Origin of the sequence: Pseudalkalibacillus sp. A8 (genome assembly GCF_045920555.1) — a bacterium.
In the GTDB taxonomy this organism is placed as follows: Bacteria; Bacillota; Bacilli; order Bacillales; family Fictibacillaceae; genus Pseudalkalibacillus.
This window is the reverse complement of record NZ_CP174509.1, coordinates 51,097-71,372: the sequence shown is the minus strand read 5'-3', so window position 1 is coordinate 71,372 and position 20,276 is coordinate 51,097. Positions and strand designations below refer to the sequence as shown.

Sequence of the window (20,276 nt, the reverse complement as noted above, 5' to 3'; positions counted from 1 at the left end):
GAAACGTAGAATTAAGTACATAGCTATTTTGATTTTGTCGAATAAACTTTATAGAGAGACTTTTTATTCTTCATTGTTGATTTCTGCGAAATTCCCTCCCTTTTCGCCAGCAAGCCTCTTCACTCGTTCCTCGCTACGTGGCCTGGCTCGCTTTTCCCGCAGGAGTGTCGTAAATATCGGTTAAAGAAAAATCAAACAACAGGATTTAACATAAAAAACAGGCCTTATACCTCTGCAGAAGAAGACGGGCTCGTACTGTTCTCTTGACTTTTAATCGGCATACCAGTTCGTAAAAAGCCTGTCGTTTCTACACCACCTAAGCCTTCATCTCCTGTAATTGTATTGCGTAAAACTTCCCATACATTGATCCGGTCAATAAAGGAAGTAAAACTCACTTTAGAAACAATATACACTGGATCAAGTGCATGGATGTTCACACGGGAAGGCGAACTAGCGAAATTCGCCCCAGCTCTGATCAGGGACTCGAAATGAGATTGGCATGCTCCCGCAAAAATCATCAATTGATCAAGATTAGGGTTTTTCTTTCTTGCATCTTTTACAGTTCTGACAAAATATTTAGAATTTCGATATGCTTGTAAATCATTTTTATCTCCCTTTGAACTCGAGTAGGCATCATGTCCAGTAATGACTAAAATATCTGGACCAACTTCCTCAAGTAGAGCTGGAACTTTTTCAGGCATTTCAGCTTCCTTCATATGGATACCGTATACAGGTACGTTCAATTTCTTATACAATTCTAGACATTTGTTCAAATAATAAGGATCGCCGTCAACATGCAGAACTTTTCCCGGAAGCTTAAAATACGAGTTGTTCTTATCATAGCCTCCTGTCGCGGAATATTCCATTTTATGTCGCAATAGCTGATAATCCTGCCTGAATAAACGGAAGGATGATTTTTCTTTCTCTATGATCTTTCTTTTAATTTGCTGCTGCTCATCTCGATTCATGACTACAAGATCGTCCATAGGGGCATCAGCAATCAACCTCATATCTTCCCCAGCTAGCTCTACTATCGATTGATCTTCCGATATAGTAACGACACGAAATAAAAGATCACATTGATATGAGCGTCTTCCTACGATATCCCCTACTTGAATAGACATACAATTTCCCCCTCGGGCGAAAGTGATAATTTGGAATAAGTCAGACATTGTTGGACTGGATGCATCTTTTAAAGAACAAAGCAACCAGCAACTGCCTTTGATTTTGGCTGAGCTATGGTTGCACATAATAAATAGCAATCCCTTATGATTATATGATAATTACGTTACCTTTCTAACTTATGTTCATCGCTAAAGAAAAATGATAAAGAATACTTAAGGTCAGCCAAGCATTTGAAAAGTACATGGAAGGATTTTTCAGCTTTCAAAGCCATAAAAAAAGATCTGACATTCAGGTATATGTCAGACCTAGTTGAAAGGTTAACCGTTCTTAAGTTTAATCTCCGTTATACTTAATTGTTGATTTTCGCGAAATTCACTCCCTTTCCGCGGGCTGAAGAAAAGCGGAAGCGACCCGCTTAACAAAGCTTAAGCTTAAGTAAAGCATTAGACAGCCTTGCAAACTCTTCAATAGATAACGTTTCTCCCCTGCGTTTTCCATCAATTTCGGTATCATTTAATGCTTCTTGTATCAAAAGCTTCTGTTCTTTTGTAAACAAATTATTTTGTAAGTTATTCAGCAATGTTTTTCGTCTCTGTGCGAAACTTGAGCGCACAACTTCAAAAAAGAAATCTTCATCTTCAACATGAACGGGTGGTTGCTCTCTTAATGTCAGTGATATGACAGAAGAATCGACGTTCGGCTGAGGGACAAAGACTGTTTTTGGCACCTTAACTTCTGATTTCGCCACTGCATAGTATTGGACAGCAATTGATAAAGAACCGTAATCTTTCGTTCCGGGCTCTGCAGCCATCCGGTTTGCTACTTCCTTCTGGATCATCACAACGATCCCTCTGATCGGCAATCGTTCCGTCAATAATTTAAGGATTATTGGAGTCGTCACATAATAAGGAAGGTTGGCAACAACCATCAAATCATCAAATCCACTGAACTCTTGAGCGATAACTTCCTGTAGGTCAGCTTCCAGCACATCTTGATGAATTATTTTTACATGCGGGTAATCGGAAAGAGTATCCTTCAAAATCGGGATAAGGCGCTGATCGATTTCAAACGCTGTCACTTTTCTTGCCTTTTTGGCAATCTGTTCAGTTAAAGACCCGATACCAGGTCCTATCTCAATAACCCCTGTATCAGACCCCACACCTGCTGTAGCAACAATTTTATCCAGGATATTTCGATCGATCAAGAAGTTTTGACCAAGACTCTTTTTAAAAGTGAACTTATGTTTATCCAAAATCGACTTCGTATACTGAGGTGTCGCTATATCCTTTCTCATGACTGTTCCCCCTCAAGGACCTTTTGCATCGCTAGCCTGAATTCTTCCTGGCTGATTTGAAACATTCTCAACCTTTTATGCAGCTGTTTTCCATTACTATATCCAAGTTTTAAATAAGTACCAAGCTTCTCGCGTCTTGTACGCGCACGATTTCCCCCAATTAATCCTGCATCGATAAGATCCTGCCAGGAGATCAATTCAATACCTTCATTAAAATGGTCTTCGTATGCATCTCTTAACGCTAATCTTATCGACTCATCTGAGGCATGTTCAATTCCTACACCGCTTTTATTCATGGCAATCGCTTCTTTTTTGGGGAGAAAAGCATGCTTGCAGCCGGGGACTTCCTCACGAATAATCCGCCTGATCCGCTCCCCCGGAAAATCAGGATCCGTAAAGACGATAACACCCCTTCGCTCTTGAGCAAGTCTTATTTTGTCTATTGTAGAAGCACTGATTTCAGAGCCATTCGTTTCAATTGTATCCGCCTGAACGGCTCGTTTTATCGCAATTGTATCGCTTTTTCCTTCAACTACGATAATTTCTTTAATTTTCATGAAAAACCTCCGAAAAATTTGAAACCTTTTTGTAACATAAGCGTCTAATAAGTAAAAGCAATTATTTTATCAGTATACCCTATCTGAAAGGAATAGATAAAGGTTATAAAACTGCTCGATCGGGTATTGAACCTATAAAGATCAAGCTAATTTTATAACAAATCATTTCTTTTAATCGAAACAGAAAAGGAGTCGACTCAAGGTATATTGAGTCAACTCCTCATTCCTATCAATCGATTATTTTAATACGGACCGTCTTCCTGCCCCAGCTGTAAGCTGTCGACTTACTGCTGAAGAAGACGTCGATCTTATTACCATTGATTGCCCCGCCCGTATCTAGAGCTGTTGCGTAGCCATAACCCTCAACCCATACCTTACTGTTGAGAGGTATGACGCTTGGGTCAACCGCAATGACTTTAGCATTCGGGTTCTCCTTCAGGTTGTAACCAGTAGCCGTAATTCCCGAGCACCCAGAACAATTCGCTGTATATGCGGTGCTTGAAACATAAAACTCACGGCCTGAAGGCTCTGATGATTTACTACGAGATACCGTTTGTGTTTGTACTTTTGTACCCACTGCTACGATTTTATCTTGACTTTCAGAAACATTTTCTGTTTTCACAAGCTCTCTGGAAACTTCTTTTCCATTTTCCATGATCACTTCGTAATGTTTCTTGACTTTACCTTTTTTACCGTCAGAAACGACTTTTTCTTTTCCCTTTGCAAGGTTCTTATCCTTGCGTTTGACAACTGCGAAGTCTATGGATTCTTCCACTACATCGGTGACCTTTTCTACTCGTGTGATATTAACCTGTTCCCCCTTTTTAACAAGGGCATCTTTACCAGGTTCTACGCGATCCATTTCTTTTAATTCGATCTTATTATGTTTTAAAAGGTCAGCGACGGTAATCGAAGTGGTCCAAACATCTTTTTTCTTCCCACCGTCGTTCAGTTTTACCTGGAACGCTTTTTCAAGGTTGACAGACAATCCACCTGAGATGTTCGCATTCATATCAGGTGTAAGTTTATCATGTTCCCCGACTTCTATGTTTTCTGATTCTAACAGTTCTTTAACCGTATCTGCTGTGGTCCAGACTTTTTCCTCTTTACCGTCCACGTTCACCTTTACCTGGTGTGCTTCGGTCCAAGAGATTTTCATCTGGTCTTTGATTTTTGAATCCAGCCCGGGTTCTATTTTGTCATGTAAATCAACGGCTATATCATGTTCTTTCAGTAACCCCTTAACGGTATCGGCATGAGTTTGCACCGTCTGATCCTTCCCGTCAATTGAGAGAGTCACCGTCTTTTTGGTCATTTCATATGCTCCGACACTGACGGCTGTCCCCAACACAAGAAGTCCTGCAATTGATACCAGAAGCCACTTTCCCGTAAACAATCTGGTCAAAACAGTTTTCAGATGAGTCATGTTCCGACCCCTCCTTCACGTATTGTTTTCAACACCTGTTGCCCCGCTGTCAAACATTCCCTCCTTTCGCACTTGGTCCCCATTATCCAAGGGAAAACTCCAAAAAGAAAGAAAAACTGCTCGACATTTTTTGTTCAGTTGATACTGAACTTTGTAGAATTTCGCGTTCTATTTTGTATATTCTCAAACTTCGACATAACTCTTCAGCGATTGATGCCGAATAATCGAAATGCGTTGTCGGAAGTTTTTTGCGCGATTTCTTCTATAGACATACCTTTTAACTCAGCGATTTGTGCTGCGATATATTTGACATAAGAGGATTCATTACGCTTGCCTCTTAATGGATGCGGACTTAAAAACGGACAATCCGTTTCGATCAAAATACGGTCCATTGGTATTTCAGCTGCTACCTCTTTAGGCTTTTTAGCATTCTTAAATGTGACTGGCCCACCAAATGATATGTAAAAATTCATATCCATGCATTTTTTTGCAATTTCCAGACTGCCACTGTAGCAATGCATAATACCTCCGACTTCTGCGGCATTTTCTTCTTCTAAGATCCTCACGACATCCTCTGTAGCTTCCCGGTTATGAATGACAATGGGAAGGTTCACTTTTTTCGCAAGTCGGATTTGTTTCCTGAAGACTTCCATCTGGATATCCTTTGGTGATTTATCCCAATGATAATCGAGGCCCATTTCACCAAGAGCGACTACTTTCGGATGTGAAGCCAATTCCTTAATCCACTTCAGATCTTCTTCCGTCATGTCAATTGCATCTACAGGATGCCAGCCGACCGCCGCATAGATGAAATCATAGCCTTCTGCTAGATCAAGGGCTCCTTTGATCGTTTCTCGGTCAAAACCGACAACGACGATATGAGATACACCTTCATCAAGAGCACGTTGTATGACTTCTTCTCGGTCATCATCGAATTGCACAGCATTCAAATGAGCGTGCGTATCAAATAACATAGTTCCAAACACCTACTAAAACTGTAGTTTCTGATTCAGAATCCCTAGTCCCTGAAACACTTTCCTAGTTTATCACATTTATTATAGGAATTGCTAAGTCAAATGCTTGTCATTACGGTTACAAATCTATTACAAAGAAAAATCGTTATAAAAAAGAAATCGTACATAAAAAAAGAAGAATGACCGTCCATTCCCTAAAACACTTGATCTGCTGGTATTTACCTAACTTGAAAAAGGTTGGTAAAACAGAATCAGACAAAGTGTCCAATTAAATGGATTTGGCCAATCTTCTTTTAGAATCATTTTTTTGCTTTGTTAAATAGTAATGTTGGTTTTGCAGGAAATTTTCTAAAGCGAAATTCACTACACTCCAGCGGGAAAAGCGAGCCAGGCGAGACCCCTCAGCGAGGTAAAGCGTGGAGGCATGCGGATCGTCCGCGGAAAGAGAGCGAATTTCGCATATATCAACAACGAACTTTAACAGAGCCTATTTTTTACTTTACAATCGTTCCATTCGGCAGGGATTGATCGATTGTAGCGAGCTTAAGTTGTCCATCTTTACTTCCTGCAAGGATCATTCCTTCAGACATTTCACCACGGAGTTTTACCGGTTTCAGGTTTGTGACGCAAATGACCTTCATCCCGACTAATTCTTCTGGTTGATAATATTCTGCTATGCCAGATACGACCTGTCGTTTTTCATCACCTAGATTCAATTGAAGCTTTAATAATTTATCGGCTTTTTTGACTTTATCGGCTTCCATAACCTCTGCAACTTTCAATTCTACCTTCATGAATTCATCAAAGGTGATTTCGTCTGAGCTTCCCTTATTCTCATCCTTGGACTCTTCTTTAGTTTTTTCTTCTGTGGTTCCTGCTCCTGTCATTGATTGTTTGATGTATGTTACTTCTTCTTCATTTTCAAGTCGTGGAAAGATCGGCTGTCCTTTTTGGACTTTCGTTCCCCCTGGGATTTGGCCGAATTCTTGCAAACTGTCCCAACCAGTCAGGTAACCTCTTTCGATTCCAAGTTGTTCCCATATCTTAGACGGCGCTTTCGTCATGAATGGTTGGATCAAGATGGAGATATAACGTAAAGATTCTGCTAAATGAGACATAACAGAAGCAAGCTGATCTCTTTGGTCTTCATTTTTCGCAAGAATCCAAGGCTGAGTTTCATCGATATACTTGTTTGTTCGACTAACAAGCTGCCAAATAGAAGACAATGCAACAGAAAATTCCATGTGGTCCATCGCATTTTCTACTTTTTCAACAGTGGCGTCAACCAACTCTTCCAAGGAGCCATCAAATGATGTAATCGTGCCTTGATGAGACGGAATCTCCCCATCAAAATATTTACCGATCATTGCAATAGTACGGTTCAATAAATTACCTAGATCATTCGCGAGATCGTGGTTCACACGGTCCACAAAGCTTTCAGGTGTGAAGACGCCGTCAGATCCGAATGGAACTTCTCTGAGCAGATAATAACGAAGTGCATCAAGGCCGTAACGATCGATCAACGTAACAGGATCCACTACATTACCTTTTGATTTAGACATCTTACCGTCTCTCATCAACAGCCAACCATGGGCAAATACTTGTTTTGGCAACGGTAGATCAAGAGCCATGAGAATGATCGGCCAATAGATGGTATGGAATCGTGTAATCTCTTTTCCTACCAAATGCACGTCAGCAGGCCAATATTTTTGATAGCGTTCATCGTTCTCAGAGCCGTAACCGAGTGCCGTGATGTAGTTGGATAGTGCATCGATCCAAACGTAAATGACATGCTTCGGGTTTCCAGGAACTTTAACGCCCCAGTCAAAGGAAGTCCGTGATACCGCTAAATCCTCAAGTCCCGGCTTAATGAAGTTATTGACCATTTCATTCTTTCGTGTTTCCGGTAAAATGAAATGCGGGTTTTCTTCATAAAATTTAAGCAGGCGATCAGCATACTTACTCATCTTAAAGAAATACGATTCTTCCTTTACCTTTTGGACAGGACGGCCACAATCCGGGCAATTTCCTTCTTCTAGCTGTAAATCTGTGAAAAAGGATTCACAAGGCGTACAATACCATCCTTCATATTCATCCAGGTAAATATCCCCCTGGTCCATCAGCTGCTGAAAAATCTTTTCGACAATATTCGTATGACGATCTTGAGTGGTTCTTATGAAATCATCATAGGAAATATCAAGCTTGTCCCAGAGATCTTGAATCCCCTCTACGATTTCATCTACATAGTTGATCGGGGCAACACCTTGTTCTTCTGCTTTATCCTGAATCTTTTGACCATGTTCATCTGTTCCAGTCAGATACATGACATCATATCCGCGCAAACGTTTATAGCGTGCCATCGCATCACCGGCTACAGTCGTATATGCATGTCCGATATGAAGTTTCCCGCTTGGATAATAGATTGGTGTAGTGATATAAAATGATTTGTTTTCCCCTGACATCTTGCAACCTCCTCGGATTTCCAAAAATTGTTTCAAATTAATAATATAGGGGTATTTGAATTTTGAATCCTCTATTTTTTCTCATACATTTTCCCGATTTAATTCTATCATTAATCAAAGAGTTTTTCTTATCTTAGACATAAAATGACACAGAGATACGAAAACAATATATGTAAATACTACAGTATTACTGTATTTCTTAAAAAATATACCTGAAGTACTGGGTTCCTTCAAGTAGGCGCATAAAGAATTCGACACGATTTTGTCGAATAATGACGAATCAAAGTCGAAGTATAATACTTTTAGGTTATTAGTAATTTTAAAAAACTAGTATACTTTTCCTGGAAATGACTTCTGTTTTTGGAAATTATGAAACAGTCTATGTTCATAAAATGCGTCAACTTAAGGTTTGTGTTTCGTTTACAGAAATTGCGAATTTTATCACAAAAGAAAATGATTGACGAGTTTGGGAATCGCTGGTATTATTAGGGCATAATAGTTTTTGTCGAATAATGGCGATAAACATAGAATAAGTCAAAAACATAGGAAAACAAGAGAGGAGATTTGTTAATATGAAATCTACAGGTATTGTTCGTAAGGTTGATGAATTAGGTCGCGTGGTGATTCCGATTGAACTTCGCCGCACACTAGGAATTGCAGAGAAGGATGCATTAGAAATCTATGTCGACGATGACCGCATTGTACTTAAAAAATATAAGCCGAACATGACTTGCCAAGTCACTGGAGAAGTATCTGATGACAACCTTTCAATCGCTGATGGAAGAATCATCCTAAGCCGTGAAGGTGCAGAGCAAATCATGAAAGAATTAGAAGACTACGTGTCAAAAGCTAAATAATGACATAACACAAGGGTTGGCCCATAAAGGGTCAACCCTTCTTTCTTTATCATTCAACATGATACATTTGATAGACTTCACGTTTTGGTAAACCGCGATCCACGGCTACTTGTTTAATAGCAGCCTTACTGGACATATTTTCTTCATTTAAATAGTGCTCGATGTGTTCAACCACAGAAAGTTTCAACCACCATTGATTTTTATCTTCGGGATGTTCCCCTGTTCCTTCTATTATTAAGCAAAATTCCCCTCGAATTTGCACCTTCTCACTCCATTGGTGTAATTCTTCTAAATTACTGCGAATGATTTCTTCATATTTCTTCGTCAATTCTCTGCTGATAGAAGCTTGCCGATTCGGTCCACAGGACTCAGAAAGTTCTTTCATGGTTTCTTTGAGCCGGTGGGGAGATTCATATAAAATGAACGTATCCCGAATTGAAGCTAAATACTCAAGTTCTTCTTTTCTCGTTTTCTTGTCTCTCGGGAGGAATCCATAAAAATAAAAATGATCAGTCGGTAAGCCTGAGGAAACAAGAGCAGGTAATGCAGCGTTTGCCCCTGGTAATGGGATGACAGGAATCTGGTTTTCAACACACATTTTCACCAATTCAAAACCAGGATCAGAAATACCAGGCATTCCAGCATCGCTGACAAGTGCTATCGTTTCACCGCTTTGAAGCTGGCCAATCAATTTTTCTCCGCTTTTCATCTTATTATGCTCATGATAACTGACAAGTGGTGTAGAAATATCGAAGTGATTACATAACTTTTTCGTTTGGCGGGTATCTTCACATGCTATCAAATCTGCGTCTTTCAAATTTTGAATGGCTCGAAATGTCATATCTTCCAGATTACCGATTGGGGTTGGAATGATCACTAAAGAACCTTGCTTTTCATCTGATTGATAGCTATGTTGATTCCACATGATTCCTTTGCTCCTTCACATAGATCAAGCGCTGCTTTTCCTTTTTGTTCAACTGCTTGATCTGATATTCGGCTTTAAGCGCATCCGACTTCGTCAAGTGATGCTCTTTATACACAAGTTCGACTGGTGTTCTTCCTTTTGTGTATTTAGCCCCTTTTCCTTGTTGATGCGCATTCAACCTTTTATCGATATCGTTCGTATATCCTGTATAAAGGGTGCCGTCGCAGCATTCTAAAATATATACACAATACTGGAAGTCACTCATAGGCTTTCCTGACCTCCTCAGTATACTTATTCGATTGATCATAAACAGTCAGTGGCGGAAGCAGTTTCAGATCAGCCTTTCCACCTTTGGCACCCTCAATAAGCACCATATTAGCGTCCTTGCCCTGTTTCGGATAAACGAACTGCAGGCGCTTTGGTTCAACTTTAAATTTACGCATCAAAAACAGTAAGTCCATCAATCTTTCTGGTCGATGGACAAATGCCGCCTTCCCGCCATTCCGAAGATTTTCAGCCGAAATCCTGACGACATCTTCCAAAGAACAATAAATTTCATGGCGGGCAATTGCTACGTGTTCATTCTCATTATGATCGAATGGGTTTTTAGAATCAAAATAAGGCGGATTACAGGTGACAACATCAAATTCTTGATTAGACCGCTTTTCATAATCTAGGATGTCTTGATGTTCGATTTGAATACGTTCTTCTAGACCGTTTATTTTAATACTTCGTTCCGCCATACTTACAAGCTTTTCTTGGATTTCCACTCCTATAATCGATCCTTTGGTACGCCTTGACAAAATTAATGGAACAGCTCCGGTCCCGGTACATAAGTCCAACAGCTTTCCTTTCTGGATAGGAACATATACGAAATTGGCTAACAAAACAGCATCTAATGAAAAGGTGAAGACAGATGGACTTTGTATTATCTTCAACTGATCTTTAACAATATAATCAATCCGTTCATCATCAAATAACTCTATCGACATCATATATAAGTCCTTTCACTCATGGTTGTATGTATAGGTTCTGCTGAATTTTCATTTTGATTTTTGCTAAAATTCTTCTAAGCGAAATTCGCGACACCCCTTCGCAAAAATATCAACCATGAAGTATAACAGAGACTATATAAATAAAACTTGGTAAAGCCAAGCCTGTTGCGATGGCTGAGCCTTAGTTCCTCGAAAAAGCAAATGCTTTTCCTTCGTACGGAGTGTTGCTTCCGAAGTGAACAGCTTGTTCACTTATACTTAAGAAAGGATTTATACTTTCTTATAGTGTAAAAAAGAGGCTGAACTACGAAAAATCACAGCTCAGCCCTTACAAAAAAACATCAAAGGAATCATCATTTATTTTTTGTTAAGAAAGGACAGACAAAATAGGCAATCTCCTTCAGTCCGTATACTCCCATAGTGAAGGTTACATATATGGAATCCTTCTTGATACAAACGTGCCAATGTATCAAACCCTTCACCGATATCAGGTACATGTTTTTGGGAACCGCTTTTTTTAGAAGAAGCTTGTCCTCCCGCCGGCTGCTTTTCCCTCTCCAGGCGGCTCCTCAAATTACGATTCTCAACTTCTAAATGATGGTTTTCTTCTAATAGAGTAGCCAATTGGTTTTTCAGATCTCCCAATTGCTTGTATAAACTTCCGATTTGCTCTTCCATTTCACTTACTCTTGAGAAGATTTCTTTTTTATCCACGGCTTCACCCCGTTACTCTGTAGCTTGTGAAACGGAGCCTTCCTTTATAAGCTCATCGAGGGTGTACTCAATCACACGTTCACGTTCGTAAAGGTCTACTTGTACTAACCGCTCTAAAATATTCAGACCGACAACTTTCCCGTTACCATGCGCTGTGTGAATTTCTTCTCCAATGTCTGGAAGCTCCTTTTTTGCGGTCTCATAATCATCGTTCTCATATTTCAAACAACACATTAGTCGTCCGCATAATCCAGATATTTTCGCTGGATTCAATGATAGATTTTGGTCTTTTGCCATCTTGATCGATACAGGTTCAAAGTCACCTAAGAAAGTTGAACAGCAAAGCAGGCGTCCACACGGACCGATTCCTCCAAGCATTTTCGCTTCATCCCGGACACCGATTTGGCGCAACTCAATCCTCGTCCGGAAAATGGATGCCAAATCTTTTACTAATTCACGGAAATCGACCCGGCCATCTGCTGTGAAATAAAAGATGACTTTGTTTCGATCAAATGTATATTCAACATCGACAAGCTTCATATCAAGATCATGCTCATCTATTTTCTTGACACAAACATCGAATGCTTCTTTCGCAGCCTCTTTATTCTCTTGCACAGAAATTTGATCCTTCGTGTTCGCTACCCGTACGACCTTCTTCAAGGGAAGGACGACATCATTTTCATCAACTTGCTTTCTAGCAAGAACTGTTTTGCCATATTCTATACCTCTTGCTGTTTCGACAATGACGAATGTATTGACATCTATATCAAGGTCACCCGGATCAAAATAATATATTTTACCCGCTTTTTTAAAGCGGACACCAATTACTTCATACACTTGGGTTATCCCTCCTGCAATCTAAGCACTAATTGCTCCATTAATAACTGAAGATTCATATTTGCGTTCAAACGTCGCTTCGCCTCAAGAATATGCAGCATCTGAGTCCGCACTCGGCTTTGAGAGCTTTGTAGCGCTTGGACGGATAATTTATTCTGATGATCGTCGTATACGATCGATTGTTCTTCTTCCAATTGTGAAAGAAAAACGTCTTTATACAAAATCAACAACAAATCCAAACCGATCTCGACCTGTTGTTTCTCTTTGAAATTTGGATTCCAATGTTCATGAAGAGCAAGGAGTGCACGTTGGGGTCTTTCAAAAAGCTCTTCTCCTAATTTTAACACGTTCTTTCTAGCTTTTACAAACCACTCATCATTCAAATACTCTTCTGCTTCTGTCTGATCATTTGTCAATGCGGCAGCAGTCCGAGCAAGATGGGCAGGATAATTCTTCTCTATAAGTGACGCTATCAATTCTCTTTGTGACTGTGGTGCAAAGGTCAAGATTTGGCATCTTGATCGGATTGTGTCTAAAAGTTGTTGAGGATTTTCAGTTAGCAATATGGCGATTGTTTTTTGGCCAGGTTCTTCTAAAAACTTCAACAGACTGTTTGCAGCTTGGTTTGTCATTCGTTCCGCGTGTTCAAGAATATAAGCCTTCGATTTTGATTCTAAGCCTAAATAGGAAAATTCCTTTTGAAGCTGCCGAATTTGTTCGATCTTTATCGATTGGCCTTCTGGCTCCACAACATGGACATCCGGATGGTTTCCAGAATCGATCCGCTTACAATCCGGACATTCACCACAAGGTTCACTATCTTCCCTGACGCGGCAGAAATAAGCCTTCGTCAAATGGATTGAAATTTTCCTTTTTCCGGTCCCTTTGTTGCCTTTGAATAAATAGGCATGGGCTAGTCGTTCTTTTCTTAGACTGTTGGTCAATAGTTTGACCACATAAGGCTGTCTATCAGCGAGTGTATTCCAGTTCATTGCAATCGACTCTTTTCTACGTATACAAATTCACGAGCAATCCTTTGATTTCACCAATCCGGCCTAAAATATCAATGGATTTTCCTTCTCGGGATACGAGTTCATCAGTCAGCGCCATCAATTCTTTATCGATTTGTTCGACCAGGTGCATCGTCTCTATATTCCCGTGTCCATTCCAGCTTCTCGACTTTTTCAGATTCATTCCGAATTCCACAGTTTCTTTCACGAACCGCTTCACAAGTTGTTTATATTCTCGAAGTTCACTTAAAGTCTGGGACTTCAACAATCGCTGTCCTTGGCGATCTATTTTATTTAGTAGTTGGGTCATTTGCTCGCTCTGTAGTTTCTGCTGCTGGGCCTGTACGACTGATTCCGAACTTGCCTGGCTTTAGTTGGGGCTTCACATTTCCTGAACACGTTGTTCAACAGTTGTACGAAGCTCTTGTCCGACTTTCATAACTATGCCTCCTAATACTGCATAAACTGTTCGATAGGGAGGACAAACACCGTAGCGCCTCCGACTTCAACTTCTACTGGATACGGTACATAAGAATCCGCGTTTCCACCCATTGGAGAGACAGGTGCAACGAGCTGGTCGCGACTTTGACAATTTTCTTTGATGATATCAAGGACACGCTGAACATGCTGATCCTCTACCCCAATCATGAAAGTCGTGTTCCCGGATTTTAAGAATCCGCCTGTACTTGCCAATTTTGTAGCACGAAAATTACTTTTCACAAGTGCATCCGATAGACGATTGCTATCTTTATCTTGAACCACCGCCACCACAAGCTTCATAAGTGAAAGCTCCTTTCAAAGATTTACCTTTATGTTAATACTATTCTCTCTCTAATCTATTTTCCTTTTTTAAAATCTGTGCGGAAAAGTTGAATATAAATGTTTCTTATAGCCTGCTTACGGACTCGGAGAACATAAAAAGGTTATTTATAATATTATAACAGGTACAACCTATTTTATCTCACCAAGTTTCGTTTCAATGTTATGTAAAACATCTTGATAGACCTTTTCAATTGGCTGTTCCGCATTCACAATGACTATACGATCTGGAAACATGCTTAGGACCCGCTTGTATCCTTCCTGTACCTGTTTATGAAACTCCATTTTCTCTAAATCAAGTCGATTCTTTTCCCGTTGATCGTTATCTTCAATCCGGCTTAATCCGACCTCAGGAGATAGATCGAAATAGATGGTCAAGTCGGGCGTGCGATCTTCGGTTGCAAAACGGTTGATTGAATAAACTTCTTCTATGCCGAGCCCTCGTGCAAATCCTTGATAGGCGAGACTGCTGTCAATGAATCGATCGCATAGCACAAGTTTTCCATTATCTAGGGCTGGAATGACTTTTTCAACCAAATGCTGTCTTCTCGCTGCGGCGTAAAGTAAAGCCTCTGTTCGTCCATCCATTTTGGTATTTTCTGGATTTAAGATCACCGAACGAATTTGTTCTGCAATATCAATACCGCCTGGCTCACGAGTACAAAGGACAGAGAGCCGTTTGGATAATTCCTGCTCGATTTGTTTTATGATCGTTGTTTTCCCAGCACCCTCTGGACCTTCAAATGTAATAAATAATGCTTTATTCATGCTACTACCTCCGACTTTCCTGTTGTTTCATCCGATAACTTGTATATCTTCAAGGTTCGTTCCCTGAAATCGCGCCCCTTTTTCTAAAAGAAAACGACAATAATCTATATGAGAAGTTGATATCCGCTCACCTTTCATAATGATTGGTATACCTGGCGGATAAGGGATGAGCGTTTCTGCACTGATTTTATCCACTGCCTCCATTAGGGGAACCCTTTTCGTTTCCAGACCCTGTATTTCCTTATGTGTCATCGTTAATTCCGTAATGGAAGGAAATTGATCAATTTTAACACTTATACGCTCGCATGGTTTATAAGGGCGTAGTTGCCTTTCAACCAAAGAAGTAAACTCTTCAATACGATCGATCCTTGCAAGGGGTAAGATGAGAAGTACATTGTATGGATCGGCAAGTTCTGAATAAATCCCCGCCTCTTCCAAAATCGTTTGCAACTCGAAGCCTGATAACAATGTTTTAGTCTTTATGATCACTTTAAGCGGGTCAAACCAATCACAGCTATCTGTACTTTGAATGACTTCAATTTGCGCAATTTTGTCGAGACGTTCAATTAGTTTCTCGATTTGTCCCACTATACGCTCTATATCGTGGTTTTCCAAACTTTCGAGGTATGCACGGGCATAATCCAATGATGCCATCAACATATAAGACGGGCTGCTGGACTGTAAAAGCTGCAGGTTCTCCTCTAATAGCTCAACATCAACAATGGCAGAGTTGATATGAAGAAAGGAAGCCATCGTCATTGCCGGTAAGGTTTTATGCGCAGATTGTACGACCACGTCAGCTCCCATGGAAAGCGCAGAAGGCGGAAAAGGTGATCCAATTGAAAAATGTGCCCCATGTGCTTCATCAACGAGAACAGGAACGTTCTTTTTATGTACGAACGAAATGATTTCAGTTAAATCCTTTGTCATCCCGTAATAATTAGGGTTTGTCAAAATTACGGCATCTATCGAGTTGTACTCTTGAAATGCCTGGGTCACCTGTTCCAAAGTTATACCTGTGGCTATCCCGGTTAGTCTATCGATTTCCGGAGAGAGCATCACAGGCCTAGCACCAGCTAATTGAATTCCATTCATAACCGACTTATGGCTATTTCTTTGTACAAGTACTCTTGCATCAGGTTTACATGTTGTTAGGATCATCGCCAAATTTCCGACCGTCGTTCCATTGATCAGAAAGTAGCTCTTGTCGGCTCCGTAAAAAGAAGCCGTCAAATTCTGAGCTTCTTTAATTACATCGGTCGGATCATGCAAATCATCCAATCCTTTCAGTTCAGTTGCATCCAGTGCAAGGAGATCCTCAGCCCATTTTTGATTGGACATCAGCATCCCGAATTTATGCCCAGGCACATGGAAAGGAAATTCCTGCTTATCGTAATGTTTAAGCAATATATTTATTAAAGGTGTATAGGTGTTTTTCAACTTAAATCCACCCGATTCTTTGATATAATCCTCACCTCATTCTATCAGATATCCGGCTACATTTCCTTTAGGTGTGATATAAACTAAAAAACTCAATACAAAATAAAAAAACAGGCGTACCTCCACCTGCTTTTAACACGAAACTCGATTAATTTTTCTAAGCTTTTTTATAAAAAATTGATATTCCTCGTCGTCTGTGTCTGTAACAACCATTCTTTGTTCACAATCTGAGCATAAAAAGTGTTGGAAAATATAGATTCCCTTATCGTTTTTCTCCTCACAAACCATACATATATCCATGGATCGCTGTTTTTTTGCGGTTTCCATTTCTCCCACCTCCATCACCCATTGTTGCCACAAACAATTTAAAATATACAAAACAAATTCAATTTTTTGAAAAATCAGTTGCTATCGTAAATGTATGATAACTCTCCAGAAATTGTGTATGTCTCCCTAAAACTAAACTTGTATAAATGAAATTTTGATTGGACACTTCAGTGAAGAGAGGAGGTTAAGTGGAAAGGACACTCGATGGTTGATTCGCAAACCACATTTGTGTGTGGCGCAGTCATTATTACTCCTTGTTTTTGAGTCGTTAAGATAAATGTGAAGTTGTCGAGATAATTCCCGAGTTGTTGGGATAAATTTAAAGTTGTAGAGTCCCCTGTAGTTGTAGAGATAATGCTATACACCATCGGCTTTCACTCCGTCCCTCGCATATATCATTCGCTGTAATCGCATGTTCGTGGGGTTTTATGTCCGTTTTTTAAGTTTAAACCACAAAAAAGAACAGCTTTGCAGCTGCTCTCTTGATTGCCCGGCGACGTCCTACTCTCACAGGGGGAAGCCCCCAATTACCATTGGCGCTGAAGAGCTTAACTTCCGTGTTCGGCATGGGAACGGGTGTGACCTCTTCGCCATCGTCACCAGACTGTATGAAATTCAAGGGATACTGTTCCCTCAAAACTAGATAACGGTTCTTGAAAACATCGTCGATGTTAAGTAAAGTGGTTAAGTCCTCGATCGATTAGTATCTGTCAGCTCCACGTGTCACCACGCTTCCACACCAGACCTATCAACCTCATCATCTCTGAGGGATCTTACTCGCTTGACGCGATGGGAAATCTCATCTTGAGGGGGGCTTCATGCTTAGATGCTTTCAGCACTTATCCCGTCCACACGTAGCTACCCAGCTATGCTCCTGGCGGAACAACTGGTACACCAGCGGTGTGTCCATCCCGGTCCTCTCGTACTAAGGACAGCTCCTCTCAAATTTCCTGCGCCCGCGACGGATAGGGACCGAACTGTCTCACGACGTTCTGAACCCAGCTCGCGTACCGCTTTAATGGGCGAACAGCCCAACCCTTGGGACCTACTTCAGCCCCAGGATGCGATGAGCCGACATCGAGGTGCCAAACCTCCCCGTCGATGTGGACTCTTGGGGGAGATAAGCCTGTTATCCCCAGGGTAGCTTTTATCCGTTGAGCGATGGCCCTTCCATGCGGAACCACCGGATCACTAAGCCCGACTTTCGTCCCTGCTCGACTTGTAGGTCTCGCAGTCAAGCTCCCTTGTGCCTTTACACTCTGCGAATGATTTCCAACCATTCTGAGGGAACCTTTGGGCGCCTCCGTTACACTTTAGGAGGCGACCGCCCCAGTCAAACTGCCCACCTGACACTGTCTCCGGACCGGATCACGGTCCTGGGTTAGAATTTCAATACCGTCAGGGTAGTATCCCACCGACGCCTCCACCGAACCTGGCGGTCCGGCTTCTCTGGCTCCTACCTATCCTGTACAAACGATACCAAAATCCAATATCAGGCTACAGTAAAGCTCCATGGGGTCTTTCCGTCCTGTCGCGGGTAACCTGCATCTTCACAGGTACTATAATTTCACCGGGTCTCTCGTTGAGACAGTATCCAAGTCGTTGCACCTTTCGTGCGGGTCGGAACTTACCCGACAAGGAATTTCGCTACCTTAGGACCGTTATAGTTACGGCCGCCGTTTACTGGGGCTTCGATTCAGAGCTTCTCCTAATGGATAACCCCTCCTCTTAACCTTCCAGCACCGGGCAGGTGTCAGCCCCTATACTTCGCCTTACGGCTTCGCAGAGACCTGTGTTTTTGCTAAACAGTCGCTTGGATCTTTTCACTGCGGCTCTCTCGGGCTTGCACCCTATCAGAGCACCCCTTCTCCCGAAGTTACGGGGTCATTTTGCCGAGTTCCTTAACGAGAGTTCTCCCGAGCATCTTAGGATTCTCTCCTCGCCTACCTGTGTCGGTTTACGGTACGGGCACCTCTTTCCTCGCTAGAGGCTTTTCTTGGCAGTGTAGGATCAGGGACTTCGGTACTCTAGTTCCCTCGCCATCACAGCTCCGCCGTATGGTGGACGGATTTGCCTATCCACCGGCCTGACTGCTTGGACGCGCATATCCATCAGCGCGCTCTCCCTACCTTCCTGCGTCCCCCCGTTGCTCAAACGGAAAGGAGGTGGTACAGGAATATCAACCTGTTGGCCATCGCCTACGCCTTTCGGCCTCGGCTTAGGTCCCGACTAACCCTGAGCGGACGAGCCTTCCTCAGGAAACCTTGGGCTTTCGATGGAGAAGATTCTCACTTCTCTTTTCGCTACTCATACCGGCATTCTCACTTCAAAGCGCTCCACGAGTCCTTCCGGTCTCGCTTCTCAGCCCTTCGAACGCTCCCCTACCACTGTACCGTTAGGTACAATCCATAGCTTCGGTGATACGTTTAGCCCCGGTACATTTTCGGCGCAGAGTCACTCGACCAGTGAGCTATTACGCACTCTTTAAATGGTGGCTGCTTCTAAGCCAACATCCTGGTTGTCTGGGCAACTCCACATCCTTTTCCACTTAACGTATACTTGGGGACCTTAGCTGATGGTCTGGGCTGTTTCCCTCTCGACTACGGATCTTATCACTCGCAGTCTGACTCCCGTGGACAAGTTCCTGGCATTCGGAGTTTGACTGAATTCGGTAATCCTGTGGGGACCCCTAGTCCAATCAGTGCTCTACCTCCAGAACTCTCACCACGAGGCTAGCCCTAAAGCTATTTCGGGGAGAACCAGCTATCTCCGAGTTCGATTGGCATTTCACCCCTACCCACACCTCATCCCCGCACTTTTCAACGTGCGTGGGTTCGGGCCTCCATTCAGTGTTACCTGAACTTCACCCTGGACATGGGTAGATCACTCGGTTTCGGGTCTACGACAACGTACTCATGCGCCCTGTTCAGACTCGCTTTCGCTGCGGCTCCGTCTCTGCGACTTAACCTTGCACGTTATCGTAACTCGCCGGTTCATTCTACAAAAGGCACGCCGTCACCCGTTAATGGGCTCCGACTACTTGTAGGCACACGGTTTCAGGATCTCTTTCACTCCCCTTCCGGGGTGCTTTTCACCTTTCCCTCACGGTACTGGTTCACTATCGGTCACTAGGGAGTATTTAGCCTTGGGAGATGGTCCTCCCAGCTTCCGACGGGGTTTCACGTGTCCCGCCGTACTCAGGATCCACTCTGGAGGGAACGACGTTTTGGCTACAGGGCTGTTACCTCCTCTGGCGGGCCTTTCCAGACCGCTTCGCCTACGCCGTTCCTTTCTTACTCCGTATAGAGTGTCCTACAACCCCAAGAGGCAAGCCTCTTGGTTTGGGCTGTTTCCGTTTCGCTCGCCGCTACTCAGGAAATCGCGATTGCTTTCTCTTCCTCTGGGTACTAAGATGTTTCAGTTCCCCAGGTCTGCCTTCTCATACCCTATGAATTCAGGTATGGATCCTACCCCATTACGGGCAGTGGGTTCCCCCATTCGGAAATCCCCGGATCAAAGCTTACTTACAGCTCCCCGAGGCATATCGGTGTTCGTCCCGTCCTTCTTCGGCTCCTAGTGCCAAGGCATCCACCGTGCGCCCTTCATAACTTAACCACGTTATGAATGAACTTACACTTCTTACTTGTCATTAAATGACGTTTTCGATGTCTTGTTTTCAAGAATTTCATTATCTAGTTTTCAAGGAACAATGTATTGAAAGAGAATGAGCTCTTTCAAAACTAAAC

17 protein-coding genes, 2 rRNA genes and 1 pseudogene are annotated in these 20,276 nt (G+C 42.1%); 1 reads left to right on the top strand and 19 read right to left on the bottom strand.

Translation table 11 applies throughout. The annotated features are described in order from the left end of the window. Positions 1–224: 224 nt before the first annotated feature. The 6 genes from yabG to metG all read right to left on the bottom strand — a co-directional run bounded on the left by yabG (position 225) and on the right by metG (position 7,838). A complete protein-coding gene (gene yabG / locus ACJROX_RS00345; RefSeq protein WP_408008870.1) occupies positions 225–1,124 on the bottom strand; it encodes a sporulation peptidase YabG in 900 nt (299 codons plus the stop codon). Between the two features lie 416 nt (positions 1,125–1,540). Continuing rightward, a complete protein-coding gene (gene rsmA, locus ACJROX_RS00340) occupies positions 1,541–2,419 on the bottom strand; it encodes a 16S rRNA (adenine(1518)-N(6)/adenine(1519)-N(6))-dimethyltransferase RsmA (protein WP_408008869.1) in 879 nt (292 codons plus the stop codon). After that, positions 2,416–2,976: a ribonuclease M5 gene (gene rnmV, locus ACJROX_RS00335; protein ID WP_408008868.1), complete on the bottom strand. Its 561-nt coding sequence runs from the start codon at positions 2,974–2,976 to the stop codon at positions 2,416–2,418. The genes rsmA and rnmV overlap by 4 nt, the downstream gene beginning before the upstream one ends. Before the next feature lie 229 nt (positions 2,977–3,205). Further along, positions 3,206–4,402 carry a ubiquitin-like domain-containing protein gene (locus tag ACJROX_RS00330; RefSeq protein WP_408008867.1) on the bottom strand — a complete coding sequence of 399 codons (1,197 nt, stop codon included), beginning with the start codon at positions 4,400–4,402 and terminating at the stop codon, positions 3,206–3,208. A gap of 203 nt (positions 4,403–4,605) precedes the next feature. After that, positions 4,606–5,376 (bottom strand): TatD family hydrolase, encoded by a 771-nt coding sequence (locus ACJROX_RS00325; protein ID WP_408008866.1) that lies wholly within the window; start codon positions 5,374–5,376, stop codon positions 4,606–4,608. 494 nt (positions 5,377–5,870) lie between these two features. Then, complete coding sequence (gene metG, locus ACJROX_RS00320) at positions 5,871–7,838, bottom strand: methionine--tRNA ligase (protein ID WP_408008865.1); 1,968 nt, start codon at positions 7,836–7,838, stop codon at positions 5,871–5,873. A 572-nt stretch (positions 7,839–8,410) separates the two neighbouring features. On the opposite strand from metG, the gene ACJROX_RS00315 reads away from it, so the two are divergent. After that, positions 8,411–8,695 carry an AbrB/MazE/SpoVT family DNA-binding domain-containing protein gene (locus tag ACJROX_RS00315; RefSeq protein WP_408008864.1) on the top strand — a complete coding sequence of 95 codons (285 nt, stop codon included), beginning with the start codon at positions 8,411–8,413 and terminating at the stop codon, positions 8,693–8,695. Between the two features lie 49 nt (positions 8,696–8,744). Here ACJROX_RS00315 and rsmI read toward each other — a convergent pair whose 3' ends face one another. The 13 genes and pseudogenes from rsmI to ACJROX_RS00250 all read right to left on the bottom strand — a co-directional run bounded on the left by rsmI (position 8,745) and on the right by ACJROX_RS00250 (position 20,145). Further along, positions 8,745–9,620 carry a 16S rRNA (cytidine(1402)-2'-O)-methyltransferase gene (gene rsmI, locus ACJROX_RS00310; protein WP_408008863.1) on the bottom strand — a complete coding sequence of 292 codons (876 nt, stop codon included), beginning with the start codon at positions 9,618–9,620 and terminating at the stop codon, positions 8,745–8,747. Continuing rightward, on the bottom strand, positions 9,604–9,885 hold the full coding sequence (locus ACJROX_RS00305; protein ID WP_408008862.1) for a GIY-YIG nuclease family protein: 282 nt from the start codon (positions 9,883–9,885) through the stop codon (positions 9,604–9,606). Before ACJROX_RS00305 ends, rsmI begins: the two co-directional genes overlap by 17 nt. Continuing rightward, positions 9,878–10,612, bottom strand: coding sequence for a tRNA1(Val) (adenine(37)-N6)-methyltransferase (locus ACJROX_RS00300; RefSeq protein WP_408008861.1), 735 nt, complete (start codon positions 10,610–10,612; stop codon positions 9,878–9,880). The genes ACJROX_RS00305 and ACJROX_RS00300 overlap by 8 nt, the downstream gene beginning before the upstream one ends. Positions 10,613–10,972: 360 nt before the next feature. Then, a complete protein-coding gene (yabA, locus tag ACJROX_RS00295; RefSeq protein WP_408008860.1) occupies positions 10,973–11,329 on the bottom strand; it encodes a DNA replication initiation control protein YabA in 357 nt (118 codons plus the stop codon). A 12-nt stretch (positions 11,330–11,341) separates the two neighbouring features. After that, positions 11,342–12,166, bottom strand: a complete 825-nt coding sequence (locus ACJROX_RS00290) for a stage 0 sporulation family protein (protein WP_408008859.1) — start codon at positions 12,164–12,166, stop codon at positions 11,342–11,344. A 5-nt stretch (positions 12,167–12,171) separates the two neighbouring features. Next, entirely contained in the window at positions 12,172–13,158 is a 987-nt protein-coding gene (gene holB, locus ACJROX_RS00285) for a DNA polymerase III subunit delta' (RefSeq protein WP_408008858.1), read from the bottom strand. 16 nt (positions 13,159–13,174) lie between these two features. Further along, positions 13,175–13,519: pseudogene (locus ACJROX_RS00280) on the bottom strand (YaaR family protein); the annotation flags it as partial. Positions 13,520–13,626: 107 nt separating this feature from the next. Beyond that, positions 13,627–13,956 carry a cyclic-di-AMP receptor gene (locus tag ACJROX_RS00275; protein ID WP_261134704.1) on the bottom strand — a complete coding sequence of 110 codons (330 nt, stop codon included), beginning with the start codon at positions 13,954–13,956 and terminating at the stop codon, positions 13,627–13,629. Between the two features lie 171 nt (positions 13,957–14,127). Then, positions 14,128–14,763: a dTMP kinase gene (gene tmk / locus ACJROX_RS00270; protein WP_408008857.1), complete on the bottom strand. Its 636-nt coding sequence runs from the start codon at positions 14,761–14,763 to the stop codon at positions 14,128–14,130. Positions 14,764–14,790: 27 nt separating this feature from the next. Further along, positions 14,791–16,203 (bottom strand): aminotransferase class I/II-fold pyridoxal phosphate-dependent enzyme, encoded by a 1,413-nt coding sequence (locus ACJROX_RS00265; protein ID WP_408008856.1) that lies wholly within the window; start codon positions 16,201–16,203, stop codon positions 14,791–14,793. A gap of 132 nt (positions 16,204–16,335) precedes the next feature. Beyond that, positions 16,336–16,530 (bottom strand): sigma factor G inhibitor Gin, encoded by a 195-nt coding sequence (locus ACJROX_RS00260; RefSeq protein WP_408008855.1) that lies wholly within the window; start codon positions 16,528–16,530, stop codon positions 16,336–16,338. Positions 16,531–17,018: 488 nt separating this feature from the next. Next, positions 17,019–17,134: ribosomal RNA gene (rrf, locus tag ACJROX_RS00255) — 5S ribosomal RNA — on the bottom strand. A 76-nt stretch (positions 17,135–17,210) separates the two neighbouring features. Then, a 23S ribosomal RNA gene (locus ACJROX_RS00250) occupies positions 17,211–20,145 on the bottom strand. Positions 20,146–20,276 lie beyond the last annotated feature (131 nt).